The organism is Citrobacter sp. CK195 (assembly GCF_030333365.1).
Taxonomy (GTDB): Bacteria; Pseudomonadota; Gammaproteobacteria; order Enterobacterales; family Enterobacteriaceae; genus Citrobacter_B; species Citrobacter_B koseri.
In genome coordinates, this window is record NZ_JAOWGB010000024.1 from 531,689 (window position 1) to 547,646 (window position 15,958).

The window sequence follows — 15,958 nt, forward strand, 5'->3', positions numbered from 1 at the left end:
TTGTCCTAAAATGCCGCTCGCGTCGCAAACTGACACTTTATATTTTTATCAGATGATATTGAGTCGTTTTAAACGGTGATGAGTTTTTGGATCTTTTTTCTTACAAATATTCATGACGTTAATTTGCTTCGCTCGTTGGACGGAATTTAATCAACGCTGATATTAGCCGTATACATTGGGTTTTTTACTCCGGTAAGCGTCCTGACTTGCTTGACAAGCTTTTCCTCCGCTCCGTAAACTCCTTTAAGTGGGAATTTGTGGGGCAAAGTGGTAATAAGGGGTGAGGCTGGCATGTTCCGGGGAGCAACGTTAGTCAATCTCGACAGTAAGGGGCGCTTATCTGTGCCCACCCGTTACCGGGATCAACTGATCGAGAACGCTACCGGTCAAATGGTTTGTACCATTGACATCCATCACCCGTGCCTGCTGCTTTACCCCCTGCCTGAATGGGAAATTATCGAGCAAAAATTATCGCGTCTGTCGAGCATGAACCCGGTTGAGCGCCGCGTGCAGCGTTTACTGTTGGGGCATGCCAGCGAATGTCAGATGGATAGCGCGGGTCGCTTATTGATCGCGCCGATTCTGCGGCAACATGCCGGGCTGACGAAAGAAGTGATGCTGGTTGGACAGTTCAATAAGTTTGAACTGTGGGATGAAACGACCTGGTATCAACAGGTCAAGGAAGATATCGACGCTGAGCAGTCAGTAACCGAAACCTTGTCGGAACGACTGCAGGACTTGTCTCTATAATGATGATGGAAAATTTTAAACACACTACGGTGCTGTTGGACGAGGCCGTAAACGGTCTGAACATTCGCCCTGACGGCATCTACATTGATGGGACATTTGGTCGCGGCGGCCACTCACGTCTGATCCTCTCCCGGCTTGGCGAAGAGGGACGTTTGCTGGCGATCGATCGCGATCCGCAGGCTATTGCCGAAGCCCAGGCCATCAATGATCCTCGCTTCTCCATCATTCATGGACCTTTCTCTGCGCTTGCTGATTATGTAAGTGAGCGCGAACTTATCGGCAAGATCGACGGGATTCTCCTTGATCTTGGCGTCTCTTCACCGCAACTCGATGATGCCGAACGTGGTTTTTCTTTTATGCGCGATGGCCCGCTGGATATGCGTATGGACCCAACGCGCGGTCAGTCTGCCGCAGAATGGCTGCAAACCGCGGAAGAAGCCGATATTGCCTGGGTGCTGAAAACCTTTGGCGAAGAGCGTTTTGCGAAACGTATTGCCCGCGCCATTGTGGAGCGCAACCGCGAACAGCCCATGACCCGCACCAAAGAACTGGCGGAAGTGGTCGCAGCGGCGACGCCGGTGAAGGACAAATTCAAACATCCCGCGACCCGTACCTTCCAGGCGGTGCGCATTTGGGTGAACAGTGAACTGGAGGAGATAGAGCAGGCGCTAAAAAGCTCGCTCAGCGTGCTGGCCCCGGGTGGGCGGCTTTCCATTATCAGTTTCCACTCGCTGGAAGACCGTATTGTGAAGCGCTTTATGCGTGAGCAAAGCCGCGGTCCACAGGTTCCAGCAGGGTTGCCGATGACGGAAGAGCAGCTCAAAAAACTGGGCGGTCGTGAGCTAAGAGCATTAGGCAAGTTGATGCCGGGCGAAGAAGAAGTGGCGGAAAATCCACGCGCCCGTAGTTCAGTTCTGCGTATTGCAGAGAGGACGAACGCATGATCAGCAGAGTGACAGAAGCCCTGAGCAAAGTGAAGGGATCGACGGGAATCACCAATCGCCATGCTTTGCCTGGCGTGATCGGTGACGATCTTTTGCGATTTGGGAAGCTGCCACTCTGCCTGTTCATTTGCATCATTTTAACGGCGGTCACCGTCGTGACAACGGCGCACCATACGCGCCTGTTAACCGCACAGCGCGAGCAACTGGTGCTGGAGCGTGATGCGCTGGATATCGAATGGCGCAACCTGATTCTTGAAGAAAACGCGCTCGGCGATCATAGCCGGGTAGAACGGATCGCAACGGAAAAGTTGCAGATGCAGCATGTCGATCCCTCACAAGAAAATATCGTAGTGCAAAAATAAGGATAAACGCGACGCATGAAAGCAGCGGCAAAGACGCTCAAACCAAAACGCCAGGAAGAACAAGCCAACTTTGTCAGTTGGCGTTTTGCGTTGCTGTGCGGCTGTATTCTGCTGGCGCTGGGTTTCCTGCTGGGGCGTGTGGCCTGGCTGCAAATTATTGCGCCTGACATGTTAGTGCGTCAGGGCGACATGCGCTCTTTGCGTGTACAGGAAGTCTCCACCTCTCGCGGCATGATCACCGACCGCTCTGGTCGCCCACTGGCGGTGAGCGTGCCGGTAAAAGCCATCTGGGCGGACCCGAAAGAGCTGCATGATGCAGGCGGGATCACGCTGGACAACCGCTGGAAAGCGCTGGCGGACGCGCTGAAAATGCCGCTCGACCAACTGGCGGCTCGCGTCAATGCGAACCCGAAAGGCCGCTTTATCTATCTGGCGCGTCAGGTTAACCCGGATCTCGGCGATTACATCAAAAAACTGAAGTTGCCAGGCATTCATCTGCGCGAAGAGTCCCGCCGTTACTATCCTTCCGGGGAAGTGACCGCTCACCTCATTGGCTTCACTAACGTCGATAGCCAGGGGATCGAAGGCGTCGAGAAGAGCTTCGATAAGTGGCTGACCGGCCAGCCTGGTGAACGTATTGTACGTAAAGACCGCTATGGCCGGGTTATTGAAGATATCTCTTCTACCGACAGCCAGGCCGCGCACAATCTGGCGCTGAGCATTGATGAGCGCCTGCAAGCGTTGGTCTATCGCGAACTGAACAACGCCGTGGCCTTCAACAAAGCGGAGTCAGGCAGCGCCGTGCTGGTGGATGTTAATACTGGCGAAGTGCTGGCAATGGCGAACAGCCCGTCCTACAACCCGAATAATCTGACCGGTACGCCGAAAGACGCTATGCGTAACCGTACCATCACGGACGTGTTTGAACCCGGTTCAACCGTCAAACCGATGGTGGTGATGACCGCGTTACAGCGCGGGGTCGTGCGTGAAAACACCGTGCTGAACACGGTGCCATATCGAATTAATGGTCACGAAATCAAAGACGTGGCGCGTTACAGCGAATTGACCCTGACCGGGGTTTTACAGAAGTCGAGTAACGTCGGCGTTTCTAAGCTGGCGTTAGCGATGCCGTCCTCAGCGTTAGTAGATACTTACTCACGTTTTGGGCTAGGAAAGGCGACCAATTTGGGGTTGGTCGGAGAACGCAGTGGCTTATATCCTCAAAAACAACGGTGGTCTGACATAGAGAGGGCCACCTTCTCTTTCGGCTATGGGCTAATGGTAACCCCGTTACAGTTAGCGCGAGTCTACGCAACGATTGGCAGCTACGGCGTTTATCGTCCGCTGTCGATTACCAAAGTTGATCCTCCTGTACCGGGCGAGCGCGTCTTCCCGGAAGCGACCGTTCGTACCGTCGTCCACATGATGGAAAGCGTGGCGCTGCCGGGCGGCGGCGGCGTGAAGGCGGCGATCAAAGGTTATCGCATCGCCATTAAAACCGGTACGGCGAAAAAAGTGGGGCCGGATGGCCGCTACATCAACAAATACATTGCTTATACCGCAGGCGTTGCGCCTGCGAGTCAGCCGCGCTTCGCGCTGGTGGTTGTTATCAACGATCCGCAGGCGGGTAAATACTACGGCGGCGCCGTTTCCGCGCCGGTATTCGGTGCCATTATGGGCGGCGTACTACGCACCATGAACATCGAACCGGATGCGCTGGCAACGGGCGAAAAAAGTGAATTTGTAATTAACCAAGGCGAGGGAACAGGTGGCAGATCGTAATTTGCGCGACCTTCTCGCTCCGTGGGTGCCAGGCGCACCGGAGCGAGCACTGCGGGAGATGACACTCGACAGCCGTGTGGCTGCATCGGGCGATCTCTTTGTGGCAGTGGTGGGTCATCAGGCGGACGGGCGTCGATATATCCCGCAGGCGATAGCGCAAGGTGTGGCTGCCATTATTGCAGAGGCCAAAGATGAGGCGACCGACGGGGAAATCCGTGAAATGCACGGTGTGCCGGTTATCTATCTGAGCCAGCTCAACGAGCGTTTATCTGCACTGGCGGGCCGCTTCTACCACGAGCCATCTGAACATATGCGTCTGGTCGGCGTGACCGGAACGAACGGAAAAACCACCACCACGCAACTGCTGGCGCAGTGGAGCCAACTACTTGGCGAAACCAGCGCGGTAATGGGAACGGTGGGTAATGGCCTGTTGGGCAAAGTGATCCCGACGGAGAACACAACCGGTTCCGCCGTTGACGTACAGCATGTGCTGGCCGGTCTGGTTGAGCAGGGCGCAACATTCGGTGCAATGGAAGTCTCTTCTCACGGCCTGGTGCAGCACCGGGTCGCCGCGCTGAAATTTGCCGCCTCTGTTTTCACGAATTTAAGCCGCGATCACCTTGATTATCACGGTGACATGGAACATTACGAAGCGGCGAAATGGATGCTCTATTCAACGCACCATTACGGCGAGGCTATTATCAATGCCGATGATGAAGTCGGACGCCGATGGCTGGTGAGGTTGCCGGATGCCGTTGCGGTCTCTATGGAGGATCATATCAACCCGAACTGCCACGGACGTTGGCTGAAAGCGGTTGAGGTGAAGTACCACGATAGCGGCGCGACGATCCGTTTCGACTCCAGTTGGGGCGAAGGCGAGATTGAAAGCCGTCTGATGGGCGCGTTTAACGTCAGCAACCTGCTGCTGGCGCTGGCAACGTTGCTGGCGCTTGGCTACCCCCTGGCGGATCTGCTGAAAACCGCCCCCCGACTGCAACCGGTTTGCGGGCGGATGGAGGTGTTCAGCGCGCCGGGCAAAACTACGGTGGTGGTCGATTACGCCCACACACCGGATGCGCTGGAAAAAGCGTTGCAGGCTGCGCGGTTGCACTGTACTGGTCAACTGTGGTGCGTCTTTGGCTGCGGCGGCGATCGCGATAAAGGTAAACGTCCGCTGATGGGGGCGATTGCCGAAGAGTTCGCGGACGTGGTGGTCGTGACGGACGATAACCCACGCACCGAAGAGCCGCGCGCGATCATCAACGACATTCTGGCGGGTATGCTGGATGCCGGGCACGCGAAAGTGATGGAAGGCCGCGCAGAGGCGGTGACCTGCGCCATTATGCAGGCGAAAGAAAACGACGTGGTTCTGGTCGCGGGTAAAGGGCATGAGGATTACCAGATTGTCGGTACTCAACGCCTTGATTACTCCGACCGCGTGACGGCTGCGCGTCTGCTGGGGGTGATCGCATGATTAGCGTAACGCTCAGCCAACTGGCCGGTATTCTGCACGGCGAATTACAGGGCGCCGACCTGACGATTGACGCGGTCACGACTGATACGCGTAAGGTGACGCCGGGCTGCCTGTTTGTGGCGCTGAAAGGCGAGCGTTTCGACGCCCACGATTTTGCGGATAACGCGAAAGCGGGCGGCGCCGGTGCGCTGCTGGTGAGTCGCCCGCTGGATTGCGATCTGCCGCAGCTGATTGTCAAAGATACGCGGCTGGCCTTCGGCGAACTGGCCGCATGGGTTCGGGCGCAGGTTCCCGCCCGCGTAGTGGCGTTAACCGGCTCCTCCGGCAAAACATCCGTTAAAGAGATGACCGCCGCCATTCTGAGTCAGTGTGGCAACACCTTATACACCGCGGGCAACCTGAATAACGATATCGGCGTACCGATGACGTTGCTGCGGTTAAACAACGATTATGACTATGCCGTCATTGAGTTAGGCGCCAATCACCAGGGCGAAATTGCCTGGACCGTCGGCCTGACGCGTCCTGAAGCGGCACTGGTTAATAATCTGGCGGCAGCGCACCTGGAAGGATTCGGTTCGCTGGCGGGCGTGGCGAAAGCGAAAGGCGAAATCTATACCGGCTTGCCGGTGAATGGGATCGCCATTATGAACGCCGATAACAACGACTGGCTGAACTGGCAGGGCATTATTGGCGATCGCAAAGTGTGGCGTTTTTCACCGAATGCCGCCAACAGCGATTTTACCGCGACCAATATCCATGTGACCTCGCACGGTACGGAATTCACGCTGCAAACGCCGACGGGCGACATTGACGTCCTGCTGCCGCTGCCTGGTCGTCACAATATTGCGAACGCGCTGGCGGCGACTGCGCTGTCGATGGCGGTAGGGGCGACCCTTGACGCCATTAAAACCGGTCTGGCGAACCTGAAAGCCGTGCCGGGGCGCCTGTTCCCCATCCAGTTGAATGACAACCAGCTGTTACTTGATGACTCCTATAACGCCAACGTCGGTTCGATGACCGCCGCTGTGCAGGTGCTGTCTGAAATGCCGGGCTACCGGGTGCTGGTGGTCGGCGATATGGCGGAGCTGGGCGCGGAAAGCGAAGCATGCCATGTTCAGGTCGGTGAAGCGGCAAAAGCGGCGGGTATCGACAGCGTGCTGAGTACAGGAAAACTGAGTCAGGCGATCGGCAATGCCAGCGGCGTTGGCGAACATTTTGCGGATAAATCGGCTCTGGTCGCGCGTCTTAACACGCTGATTGCGGAGCATCAGATTATTACCATTTTAGTGAAGGGTTCACGTAGTGCCGCCATGGAAGAGGTAGTACGCGCATTACAGGAGAATGGAACATGTTAGTTTGGCTGGCCGAACATTTGGTCAAATATTATTCCGGCTTTAACGTCTTTTCCTATCTGACGTTTCGCGCCATCGTCAGCCTGCTGACCGCGCTGTTCATCTCCTTGTGGATGGGCCCGCGTATGATTGCCCGCTTACAAAAATTGTCTTTTGGCCAGGTCGTGCGTAATGACGGCCCGGAATCGCACTTTAGCAAGCGCGGTACGCCAACAATGGGCGGCATTATGATTCTGACGGCGATTGTGGTCTCCGTCCTGCTGTGGGCTTACCCGTCTAACCCGTACGTCTGGTGCGTGCTGGTGGTGCTGGTGGGCTACGGCATTATTGGTTTTGTCGATGATTACCGCAAAGTGGTGCGTAAAGACACCAAAGGGCTGATCGCTCGCTGGAAATATTTCTGGATGTCGGTGATTGCGCTGGGCGTGGCGTTCGCGCTGTATCTGGCGGGGAAAGACACGCCGGCCACCGAACTGGTGGTGCCGTTCTTTAAAGACGTGATGCCGCAACTGGGTCTGTTCTACGTGCTGCTGGCGTACTTCGTGATCGTCGGAACGGGCAACGCGGTTAACCTGACCGATGGCCTGGACGGCCTGGCGATTATGCCGACCGTATTCGTCGCCGCCGGTTTTGCGCTGGTGGCGTGGGCAACCGGCAACATGAACTTCGCCAACTACCTGCATATTCCGTACTTACGCCATGCCGGTGAACTGGTGATTGTCTGTACGGCGATTGTCGGCGCGGGCTTAGGCTTCCTGTGGTTTAACACCTATCCGGCGCAGGTCTTTATGGGAGACGTCGGGTCGCTGGCGCTGGGCGGCGCGCTGGGCATCATCGCGGTGCTGCTGCGTCAGGAGTTTTTGCTGGTGATTATGGGCGGCGTGTTTGTCGTGGAAACCCTGTCAGTCATTTTGCAGGTCGGTTCCTTTAAATTGCGCGGGCAGCGCATCTTCCGCATGGCGCCGATTCATCATCACTATGAACTGAAAGGCTGGCCGGAACCGCGCGTTATCGTGCGCTTCTGGATTATTTCGCTGATGCTGGTCCTGATTGGCCTGGCAACGCTGAAGGTACGTTAATCATGGCTGATTACCAGGGTAAAAAAGTCGTCATTATTGGTCTGGGATTGACCGGACTTTCCTGCGTGGACTTTTTCCTGGCGCGCGGCGTAACGCCGCGCGTAATGGATACCCGTGCGACGCCGCCGGGTCTGGACAAATTACCGGAAGCGGTAGAGCGTCACGTCGGCAGCCTGAATGATGACTGGCTACTGGCGGCGGATCTGATCGTCGCCAGCCCTGGTATTGCTCTGGCGCACCCTTCACTGAGCGCTGCCGCCGATGCGGGTATTGAGATTGTCGGCGATATCGAACTGTTCTGTCGCGAAGCGCAGGCGCCGATCGTGGCGATCACCGGATCGAACGGTAAAAGCACCGTGACCACGCTGGTAGGCGAGATGGCGAAAGCGGCGGGCGTGAACGTGGGCGTTGGCGGTAACATCGGTCTGCCTGCGTTGATGCTGCTGGACGCCGCTCGCGAGCTGTACGTACTGGAGCTTTCCAGCTTCCAGCTGGAAACGACATCCAGCCTACAGGCCGTTGCCGCAACCATCCTGAACGTTACCGAAGACCATATGGACCGATATCCGTTTGGTCTGCAACAGTATCGCGCGGCAAAACTGCGCGTGTATGAGAATGCGAAAGTTTGCGTGGTGAATGCCGATGACGCGCTGACCATGCCGGTACGCGGCGCGGATGCGCGTTGCGTCAGTTTTGGCGTCAACATGGGGGATTATCACCTCAATCGCCAGCAGGGCGAGACCTGGCTGCGGGTGAAGGGGGAAAAAGTGTTGAACGTGAAAGAGATGAAGCTTTCCGGCCAGCACAACTACACCAATGCGCTGGCGGCGCTGGCGCTGGCCGATGCGGCGGGTTTACCGCGCGCCAGCAGCCTGAAAGCGTTGACGACCTTTACCGGCCTGGCGCATCGCTTCCAGCTGGCGCTGGAGCATAACGGCGTGCGCTGGATTAACGACTCCAAAGCCACCAACGTAGGCAGCACGGAAGCGGCGCTGAATGGCCTGCACGTAGACGGTACGCTGCACCTGCTGCTCGGCGGCGATGGTAAATCGGCGGATTTCTCTTCGCTCACCCGTTACCTGGGCGGCGATCGCGTTCGCCTGTACTGCTTTGGTCGTGATGGCGCGCAACTGGCGGCGCTGCGCCCGGAAATCGCAGAACAAACTGAGACGATGGAAGAGGCGATGCGTCTGCTGGCGCCGCGTTTGCAACCGGGCGATATGGTCCTGCTGTCTCCGGCCTGCGCCAGCCTCGATCAGTTTAAGAATTTTGAGCAACGGGGCGATGTCTTTACCCGTCTGGCGAAGGAGTTAGGTTGATGCGTTTATCTCTCCCTCGCCTGAGAATGCCGCGCCTGCCGGGATTTGGAATCCTGGTATGGGTCTTTACGGCGCTTAAAGGCTGGGTGATGGCGTCGCGCGATAAAGACGACGATAGCCTGATCATGTATGACCGCACGTTGCTCTGGCTGACATTTGGCCTGGCGGCGATCGGTTTCATCATGGTGACGTCGGCGTCAATGCCTGTCGGACAACGTCTGGCGAACGATCCTTTCCTGTTTGCCAAGCGTGACGCGCTGTACATACTCCTGGCGTTTTGCCTGGCGATGATCACGCTGCGTTTACCGATGGAGTTCTGGCAAAAGTACAGCACCACGATGCTGATCGCGTCGATCATCATGTTGTTGATCGTGCTGGTGGTGGGTAGCTCAGTTAACGGGGCATCGCGTTGGATTGCGCTGGGGCCGCTGCGTATTCAGCCTGCGGAATTTACCAAACTGTCGCTGTTCTGCTACCTCGCCAACTATCTGGTGCGCAAAGTTGATGAAGTGCGTAATAACCTGCGCGGCTTCTTAAAACCGATGGGCGTGATTCTGGTGCTGGCGATTTTGCTGCTGGCGCAGCCCGATCTCGGGACGGTGGTGGTGCTGTTCGTTACCACGCTGGCGATGCTGTTTCTCGCCGGGGCGAAGTTATGGCAGTTCATTGCCATCATCGGCATGGGGATATCGGCGGTGATCCTGCTGATCCTCGCCGAACCGTATCGTATTCGCCGTGTGACCTCTTTCTGGAACCCCTGGGAAGATCCGTTTGGCAGCGGCTACCAGCTGACGCAATCCCTGATGGCATTTGGCCGTGGTGAGATGTGGGGGCAGGGGCTGGGGAACTCGGTACAAAAACTGGAGTATCTGCCGGAAGCGCATACTGACTTCATCTTCGCCATTATTGGGGAAGAACTGGGTTATATCGGTGTGGTACTGGCGCTTTTAATGGTATTCTTCGTCGCTTTTCGCGCGATGTCGATTGGCCGTAAGGCGCTGGAGATTGATCACCGTTTTTCAGGGTTCCTGGCCTGCTCGATTGGAATCTGGTTCAGCTTCCAGGCGCTGGTCAACGTCGGCGCGGCGGCAGGCATGCTGCCAACGAAGGGTCTGACGCTGCCGCTGATCAGTTATGGTGGTTCCAGTTTGCTGATCATGTCGACGGCCATCATGTTTTTGTTACGTATTGATTATGAAACGCGTCTGGAAAAAGCGCAGGCGTTTACACGAGGTTCACGATGAGTGGTCAACCGAAGCGGTTAATGGTGATGGCGGGCGGTACTGGCGGACATGTGTTCCCAGGACTGGCCGTCGCGCACCATTTAATGGACCAGGGCTGGCAAGTACGCTGGCTCGGAACCGCCGATCGTATGGAAGCGGATTTAGTGCCGAAGCATGGCATTGAGATTGATTTCATTCGCATTTCCGGTTTGCGCGGAAAAGGCGTGAAAGCGCTGCTGGCGGCACCGCTGCGTATTTTTAACGCCTGGCGCCAGGCGCGGGCGATCATGAAGCAGTTTAAGCCTGATGTGGTGCTCGGCATGGGCGGCTATGTCTCTGGCCCCGGCGGTCTGGCGGCGTGGTCGCTGGGTATTCCGGTTGTGCTGCATGAGCAAAACGGCATTGCAGGGTTGACCAATAAGTGGCTGGCGAAAATCGCCACGACGGTGATGCAGGCTTTTCCCGGCGCGTTTCCGAAAGCGGACGTGGTCGGAAACCCGGTACGTACTGACGTACTGGCGCTTCCCTTGCCGCAAGAACGCCTGGCCGGACGTGAAGGGCCGATTCGCGTGCTGGTGGTGGGTGGCTCTCAGGGGGCGCGGGTATTAAACCAGACGCTGCCGCAAGTTGCGGCAAAACTGGGCGATACGGTCACTATCTGGCATCAAAGCGGTAAAGGCGCGCAGCAGACCGTAGAGCAGGCTTATGCCGGGGCGGGGCAACCGCAGCATAAGGTGACGGAATTTATTGATGACATGGCCGCAGCCTATGCGTGGGCGGATGTTGTCGTTTGCCGCTCTGGCGCGTTAACGGTGAGTGAAATCGCCGCCGCCGGTTTGCCCGCGCTGTTTGTGCCGTTTCAGCATAAAGACCGGCAGCAGTACTGGAATGCCCTGCCGCTGGAGAAAGCGGGGGCCGCCAAAATTTTTGAGCAGCCGCAGTTTACTGTGGATGCCGTCGCCAGCACCCTGTCCGGGTGGTCGCGAGAAACGTTATTAACCATGGCAGAACGTGCCCGCGCTGCATCTATTCCAGATGCCACCGAGCGTGTTGCAAATGAAGTGAGCCGGGCTGCCCGGGCGTAATTGTGGCGGTGCCTTTTGCACCGCATGAATTGAGAAGTGAATGGCGTAAAGAATGAATACACAACAACTGGCAAAACTGCGTTCCATCGTGCCCGAAATGCGTCGCGTTCGGCACATCCACTTTGTCGGCATCGGTGGTGCCGGTATGGGCGGTATTGCCGAAGTTCTGGCCAATGAAGGGTATCAGATCAGTGGTTCTGATTTAGCGCCGAATCCGGTTACGCAGCAACTGGCGAGCCTCGGCGCCACCATTTTCTTCAATCATCGCCCGGAAAACGTGCGCGATGCGAGTGTGGTGGTGGTTTCCAGCGCGATCTCTGCGGATAACCCGGAGATTGTCGCGGCGCATGAAGCACGTATTCCGGTGATCCGCCGCGCGGAGATGCTGGCAGAATTAATGCGTTTTCGTCACGGCATCGCCATTGCCGGGACGCACGGTAAAACAACGACCACCGCGATGGTCTCCAGCATTTACGCGGAAGCGGGACTGGACCCGACCTTCGTCAACGGTGGGCTGGTGAAAGCGGCGGGCGTGCATGCGCGTTTAGGCCACAGCCGTTATCTGATTGCGGAAGCGGATGAGAGCGATGCGTCGTTCCTGCATCTGCAACCGATGGTGGCGATTGTCACCAATATTGAAGCCGACCATATGGATACTTACCAGGGCGACTTCGAAAATTTGAAGCAGACCTTTATTAATTTCCTGCACAATTTGCCGTTTTATGGTCGTGCAGTGATGTGTGTTGACGATCCGGTGATCCGCGAGCTGCTGCCGCGCGTGGGCCGTCAGACCACAACGTATGGTTTTAGCGACGACGCTGACGTGCGTGTGGAAGAGTACCAGCAGGTTGGTCCGCAGGGGCATTTCACGCTGCTGCGTCAGGATAAACCTGCAATGCAGGTGACGCTGAATGCGCCGGGCCGCCACAATGCGCTGAACGCGGCTGCTGCCGTGGCGGTGGCGACCGAAGAGGGGATTGACGACGAGGCGATTCTGCGCGCGCTGGAAAGCTTCCAGGGTACCGGGCGTCGCTTCGATTTCCTCGGCGAATTCCCGCTTGAGCCGGTAAACGGTAAAGCAGGGACGGCGATGCTGGTCGATGATTACGGCCATCATCCAACGGAAGTCGACGCCACCATTAAGGCCGCGCGTGCAGGCTGGCCGGATAAAAATCTGGTGATGGTTTTCCAGCCGCACCGCTTCACGCGTACGCGCGATCTGTACGACGATTTCGCCAATGTGCTGACGCAGGTTGACGCGCTGTTAATGCTGGATGTTTACGCCGCAGGCGAAGCGCCAATTCCGGGAGCGGACAGCCGTTCGCTGTGCCGTACGATTCGCGGTCGCGGTAAAATTGACCCGATTCTGGTCTCCGATCCGGCGCAGGTTGCGCAAATGCTGGCGCCGGTATTAACCGGTAATGATTTGATTTTGGTGCAAGGCGCGGGAAATATCGGCAAAATTGCGCGCACCTTAGCTGAAATCAAACTGAAGCCGCAAGCCCAGGAGGAGGAGCAACATGGCTGATAAAATCGCGGTCCTGTTGGGTGGAACCTCCGCCGAACGTGATGTTTCGCTGAATTCCGGCGCGGCGGTGCTGGCCGGGTTACGCGAAGGCGGCGTGGATGCGCATCCGATCGATCCGAAAGAGGTTGATGTCACCCTGCTGAAATCAATGGGTTTTCAGAAGGTGTTTATTGCGTTGCATGGTCGCGGCGGCGAAGATGGCACGCTGCAAGGGATGCTGGATCTGATTGGCCTGCCCTATACCGGCAGCGGGGTGATGGCTTCAGCAATCTCAATGGATAAACTGCGCAGCAAATTGCTGTGGCAGGGCGCCGGATTACCGGTTGCGCCGTGGGTGGCATTGACGCGCGCTGAGTTTGAAAAAGGGCTTAGCGACGACGCGCTAACGCAAATTTCTGCGCTGGGTTTGCCGCTGATTGTGAAGCCGAGCCGTGAAGGTTCCAGCGTCGGCATGTCGAAAGTGGTAGAAGAAAATGCTTTGCAGGCAGCATTAGCATTGGCTTTTCAGCATGATGAAGAAGTACTGATTGAGAAATGGCTCAGTGGCCCGGAATTTACGGTTGCGATACTCGGTGAAGAAATTTTACCGTCAATTCGTATCCAACCCGCCGGAACCTTCTATGATTATGAGGCGAAGTATCTCTCTGATGAGACACAATATTTCTGCCCGGCAGGTCTGGAAGAGGAACAAGAGGCTATTTTGCAGACATTGGTCCTGAAAGCGTGGACCGCGTTGGGTTGCAAAGGATGGGGCCGCATCGACGTCATGCTGGACAGCGATGGCCAGTTTTATCTGCTGGAAGCGAATACCTCGCCGGGTATGACCAGCCACAGTCTGGTGCCGATGGCGGCGCGTCAGGCGGGCATGAGCTTCTCGCAGTTGGTGGTACGAATTCTGGAGTTGGCGGACTGATATGTCGCAGGCTGCGCTGAACACGCGAAACAGTGATGAAGAGGTGTCTTCTTCACGGCGCAATAATGGAACGCGTCTTGCAGGAATACTGTTCCTGCTGACGGTGCTCTGCACCGTGTTTGTCAGCGGCTGGGTTGTGTTGGGCTGGATGGAAGACGCGCAGCGTTTGCCGTTGTCGAAACTGGTGTTAACCGGCGAACGGCATTACACGCGCAATGATGACATCCGCCAGTCGATTCTGGCGTTGGGTGCGCCGGGTACTTTTATGACTCAGGATGTGAACATTATCCAGAGCCAGATAGAGCGTTTACCGTGGATTAAACAGGCCAGCGTCAGAAAGCAATGGCCTGATGAATTGAAGATTCATCTGGTTGAATATGTGCCGATTGCGCGTTGGAATGATCAGCATATGGTTGATGCCGAAGGCAATACCTTCAGCGTACCGGCAGAGCGAACCAGTAAACAGGTATTACCCATGTTGTATGGCCCGGAAGGCAGCGCGAGTGAAGTGTTGCAGGGGTATCGCGATATGGGGCAGGTGCTGGCTAAGGACAGATTCACCCTGAAGGAAGCGGCAATGACCGCGCGTCGTTCCTGGCAGTTGACGCTGAATAACGATATTAAGCTCAACCTCGGCAGGGGCGATACGATGAAACGTTTGGCTCGCTTTGTAGAACTTTATCCGGTTTTACAGCAGCAGGCGCAAACCGATGGCAAACGGATAAGCTACGTTGATTTGCGTTATGACTCGGGGGCGGCAGTAGGGTGGGCACCCTTACCTCCAGAGGAATCTAATCAGCAACAGAATCAGGCACAGGCAGAACAACAATGATCAAGGCGACGGACAGAAAACTGGTAGTAGGACTGGAGATTGGCACCGCGAAGGTTGCCGCTTTAGTAGGGGAAGTTCTGCCCGACGGTATGGTCAATATCATTGGCGTGGGCAGTTGCCCGTCGCGAGGTATGGATAAAGGCGGGGTGAATGACCTCGAGTCAGTGGTGAAGTGTGTACAGCGCGCCATTGACCAGGCGGAGCTGATGGCGGATTGCCAGATCTCCTCGGTGTATCTGGCGCTTTCTGGCAAGCACATTAGCTGTCAGAATGAAATTGGTATGGTGCCGATCTCCGAAGAAGAAGTGACGCAGGAAGATGTGGAAAACGTCGTGCATACCGCGAAGTCGGTGCGCGTGCGTGATGAGCATCGTGTACTGCATGTCATTCCGCAGGAATATGCGATCGATTACCAGGAAGGCATTAAGAATCCGGTTGGCCTTTCCGGTGTGCGTATGCAGGCAAAAGTGCACTTGATCACATGCCACAACGACATGGCGAAAAACATCGTTAAAGCGGTGGAACGTTGTGGCCTGAAAGTTGACCAACTCATATTTGCCGGGTTAGCGGCCAGTTACTCCGTTTTAACGGAAGATGAACGTGAACTGGGCGTCTGCGTGGTTGATATCGGTGGTGGTACAATGGATATCGCCGTTTATACTGGCGGGGCGTTGCGCCATACCAAGGTAATCCCTTACGCAGGGAATGTCGTGACCAGCGATATCGCGTATGCCTTCGGTACGCCGCCGAGCGATGCTGAAGCCATCAAAGTGCGTCACGGCTGCGCGCTGGGTTCTATCGTCGGCAAAGACGAAAGCGTTGAAGTGCCGAGCGTGGGCGGTCGTCCGCCGCGTAGTCTGCAACGTCAGACGCTTGCGGAGGTGATTGAGCCGCGTTACACCGAGCTGCTCAACCTGGTCAACGAAGAGATTTTGCAATTACAGGAACAGCTTCGCCAGCAGGGTGTGAAACATCATCTGGCGGCGGGGATTGTATTAACCGGCGGCGCGGCGCAAATTGAAGGTCTTGCTGCCTGTGCTCAGCGCGTGTTCCATACGCAAGTGCGTATTGGCGCGCCGCTGAATATTACCGGACTGACGGATTATGCCCAGGAGCCGTACTACTCAACGGCGGTGGGGCTGCTTCACTACGGGAAAGAGTCCCACTTAAGTGGCGAAGCGGAAGTGGAAAAACGTGTTACGGCATCAGTTGGCTCGTGGATCAAGCGACTTAATAGCTGGCTGCGAAAAGAGTTTTAATTTTTATGAGACCGGCGACTATTAACGGTCTCAGGCGACAGGCACAAAACGGAGAG

At 56.4% G+C, this 15,958-nt stretch carries 14 protein-coding genes; all 14 read left to right on the plus strand.

What is annotated here, in order from left to right; translation table 11 throughout:
* The first annotated feature begins 291 nt into the window (after positions 1-291).
* The 14 genes from mraZ to ftsA are packed head-to-tail and all read left to right on the plus strand — an operon-like array spanning position 292 to position 15,902.
* Positions 292-750 (plus strand): division/cell wall cluster transcriptional repressor MraZ, encoded by a 459-nt coding sequence (mraZ, locus tag OGX93_RS13625; RefSeq protein ID WP_012134081.1) that lies wholly within the window; start codon positions 292-294, stop codon positions 748-750.
* A gap of 2 nt (positions 751-752) precedes the next feature.
* Positions 753-1,694 carry a 16S rRNA (cytosine(1402)-N(4))-methyltransferase RsmH gene (gene rsmH / locus OGX93_RS13630; protein WP_024130711.1) on the plus strand — a complete coding sequence of 314 codons (942 nt, stop codon included), beginning with the start codon at positions 753-755 and terminating at the stop codon, positions 1,692-1,694.
* Positions 1,691-2,056 (plus strand): cell division protein FtsL, encoded by a 366-nt coding sequence (ftsL, locus tag OGX93_RS13635; RefSeq protein ID WP_012134079.1) that lies wholly within the window; start codon positions 1,691-1,693, stop codon positions 2,054-2,056. The genes rsmH and ftsL overlap by 4 nt, the downstream gene beginning before the upstream one ends.
* A gap of 15 nt (positions 2,057-2,071) precedes the next feature.
* Entirely contained in the window at positions 2,072-3,838 is a 1,767-nt protein-coding gene (ftsI, locus tag OGX93_RS13640) for a peptidoglycan glycosyltransferase FtsI (RefSeq protein ID WP_012134078.1), read from the plus strand.
* Positions 3,825-5,312: a UDP-N-acetylmuramoyl-L-alanyl-D-glutamate--2,6-diaminopimelate ligase gene (gene murE / locus OGX93_RS13645; protein ID WP_104867773.1), complete on the plus strand. Its 1,488-nt coding sequence runs from the start codon at positions 3,825-3,827 to the stop codon at positions 5,310-5,312. The genes ftsI and murE overlap by 14 nt, the downstream gene beginning before the upstream one ends.
* Positions 5,309-6,667 (plus strand): UDP-N-acetylmuramoyl-tripeptide--D-alanyl-D-alanine ligase, encoded by a 1,359-nt coding sequence (gene murF, locus OGX93_RS13650; protein WP_198447394.1) that lies wholly within the window; start codon positions 5,309-5,311, stop codon positions 6,665-6,667. Before murE ends, murF begins: the two co-directional genes overlap by 4 nt.
* On the plus strand, positions 6,661-7,743 hold the full coding sequence (mraY, locus tag OGX93_RS13655; protein ID WP_012134075.1) for a phospho-N-acetylmuramoyl-pentapeptide-transferase: 1,083 nt from the start codon (positions 6,661-6,663) through the stop codon (positions 7,741-7,743). The genes murF and mraY overlap by 7 nt, the downstream gene beginning before the upstream one ends.
* A gap of 2 nt (positions 7,744-7,745) precedes the next feature.
* Complete coding sequence (murD, locus tag OGX93_RS13660) at positions 7,746-9,062, plus strand: UDP-N-acetylmuramoyl-L-alanine--D-glutamate ligase (protein WP_012134074.1); 1,317 nt, start codon at positions 7,746-7,748, stop codon at positions 9,060-9,062.
* A complete protein-coding gene (ftsW, locus tag OGX93_RS13665; protein WP_024130710.1) occupies positions 9,062-10,306 on the plus strand; it encodes a cell division protein FtsW in 1,245 nt (414 codons plus the stop codon). Before murD ends, ftsW begins: the two co-directional genes overlap by 1 nt.
* Positions 10,303-11,370, plus strand: a complete 1,068-nt coding sequence (gene murG / locus OGX93_RS13670) for an undecaprenyldiphospho-muramoylpentapeptide beta-N-acetylglucosaminyltransferase (protein ID WP_012134072.1) — start codon at positions 10,303-10,305, stop codon at positions 11,368-11,370. The genes ftsW and murG overlap by 4 nt, the downstream gene beginning before the upstream one ends.
* A gap of 52 nt (positions 11,371-11,422) precedes the next feature.
* Positions 11,423-12,898, plus strand: a complete 1,476-nt coding sequence (gene murC / locus OGX93_RS13675) for a UDP-N-acetylmuramate--L-alanine ligase (protein ID WP_071257563.1) — start codon at positions 11,423-11,425, stop codon at positions 12,896-12,898.
* Positions 12,891-13,811, plus strand: coding sequence for a D-alanine--D-alanine ligase (locus OGX93_RS13680; protein ID WP_071257565.1), 921 nt, complete (start codon positions 12,891-12,893; stop codon positions 13,809-13,811). The genes murC and OGX93_RS13680 overlap by 8 nt, the downstream gene beginning before the upstream one ends.
* Position 13,812: 1 nt before the next feature.
* Complete coding sequence (gene ftsQ / locus OGX93_RS13685) at positions 13,813-14,643, plus strand: cell division protein FtsQ (RefSeq protein WP_012134069.1); 831 nt, start codon at positions 13,813-13,815, stop codon at positions 14,641-14,643.
* Positions 14,640-15,902, plus strand: coding sequence for a cell division protein FtsA (gene ftsA, locus OGX93_RS13690; protein WP_003018755.1), 1,263 nt, complete (start codon positions 14,640-14,642; stop codon positions 15,900-15,902). Before ftsQ ends, ftsA begins: the two co-directional genes overlap by 4 nt.
* The last annotated feature ends 56 nt before the right edge of the window (positions 15,903-15,958 follow it).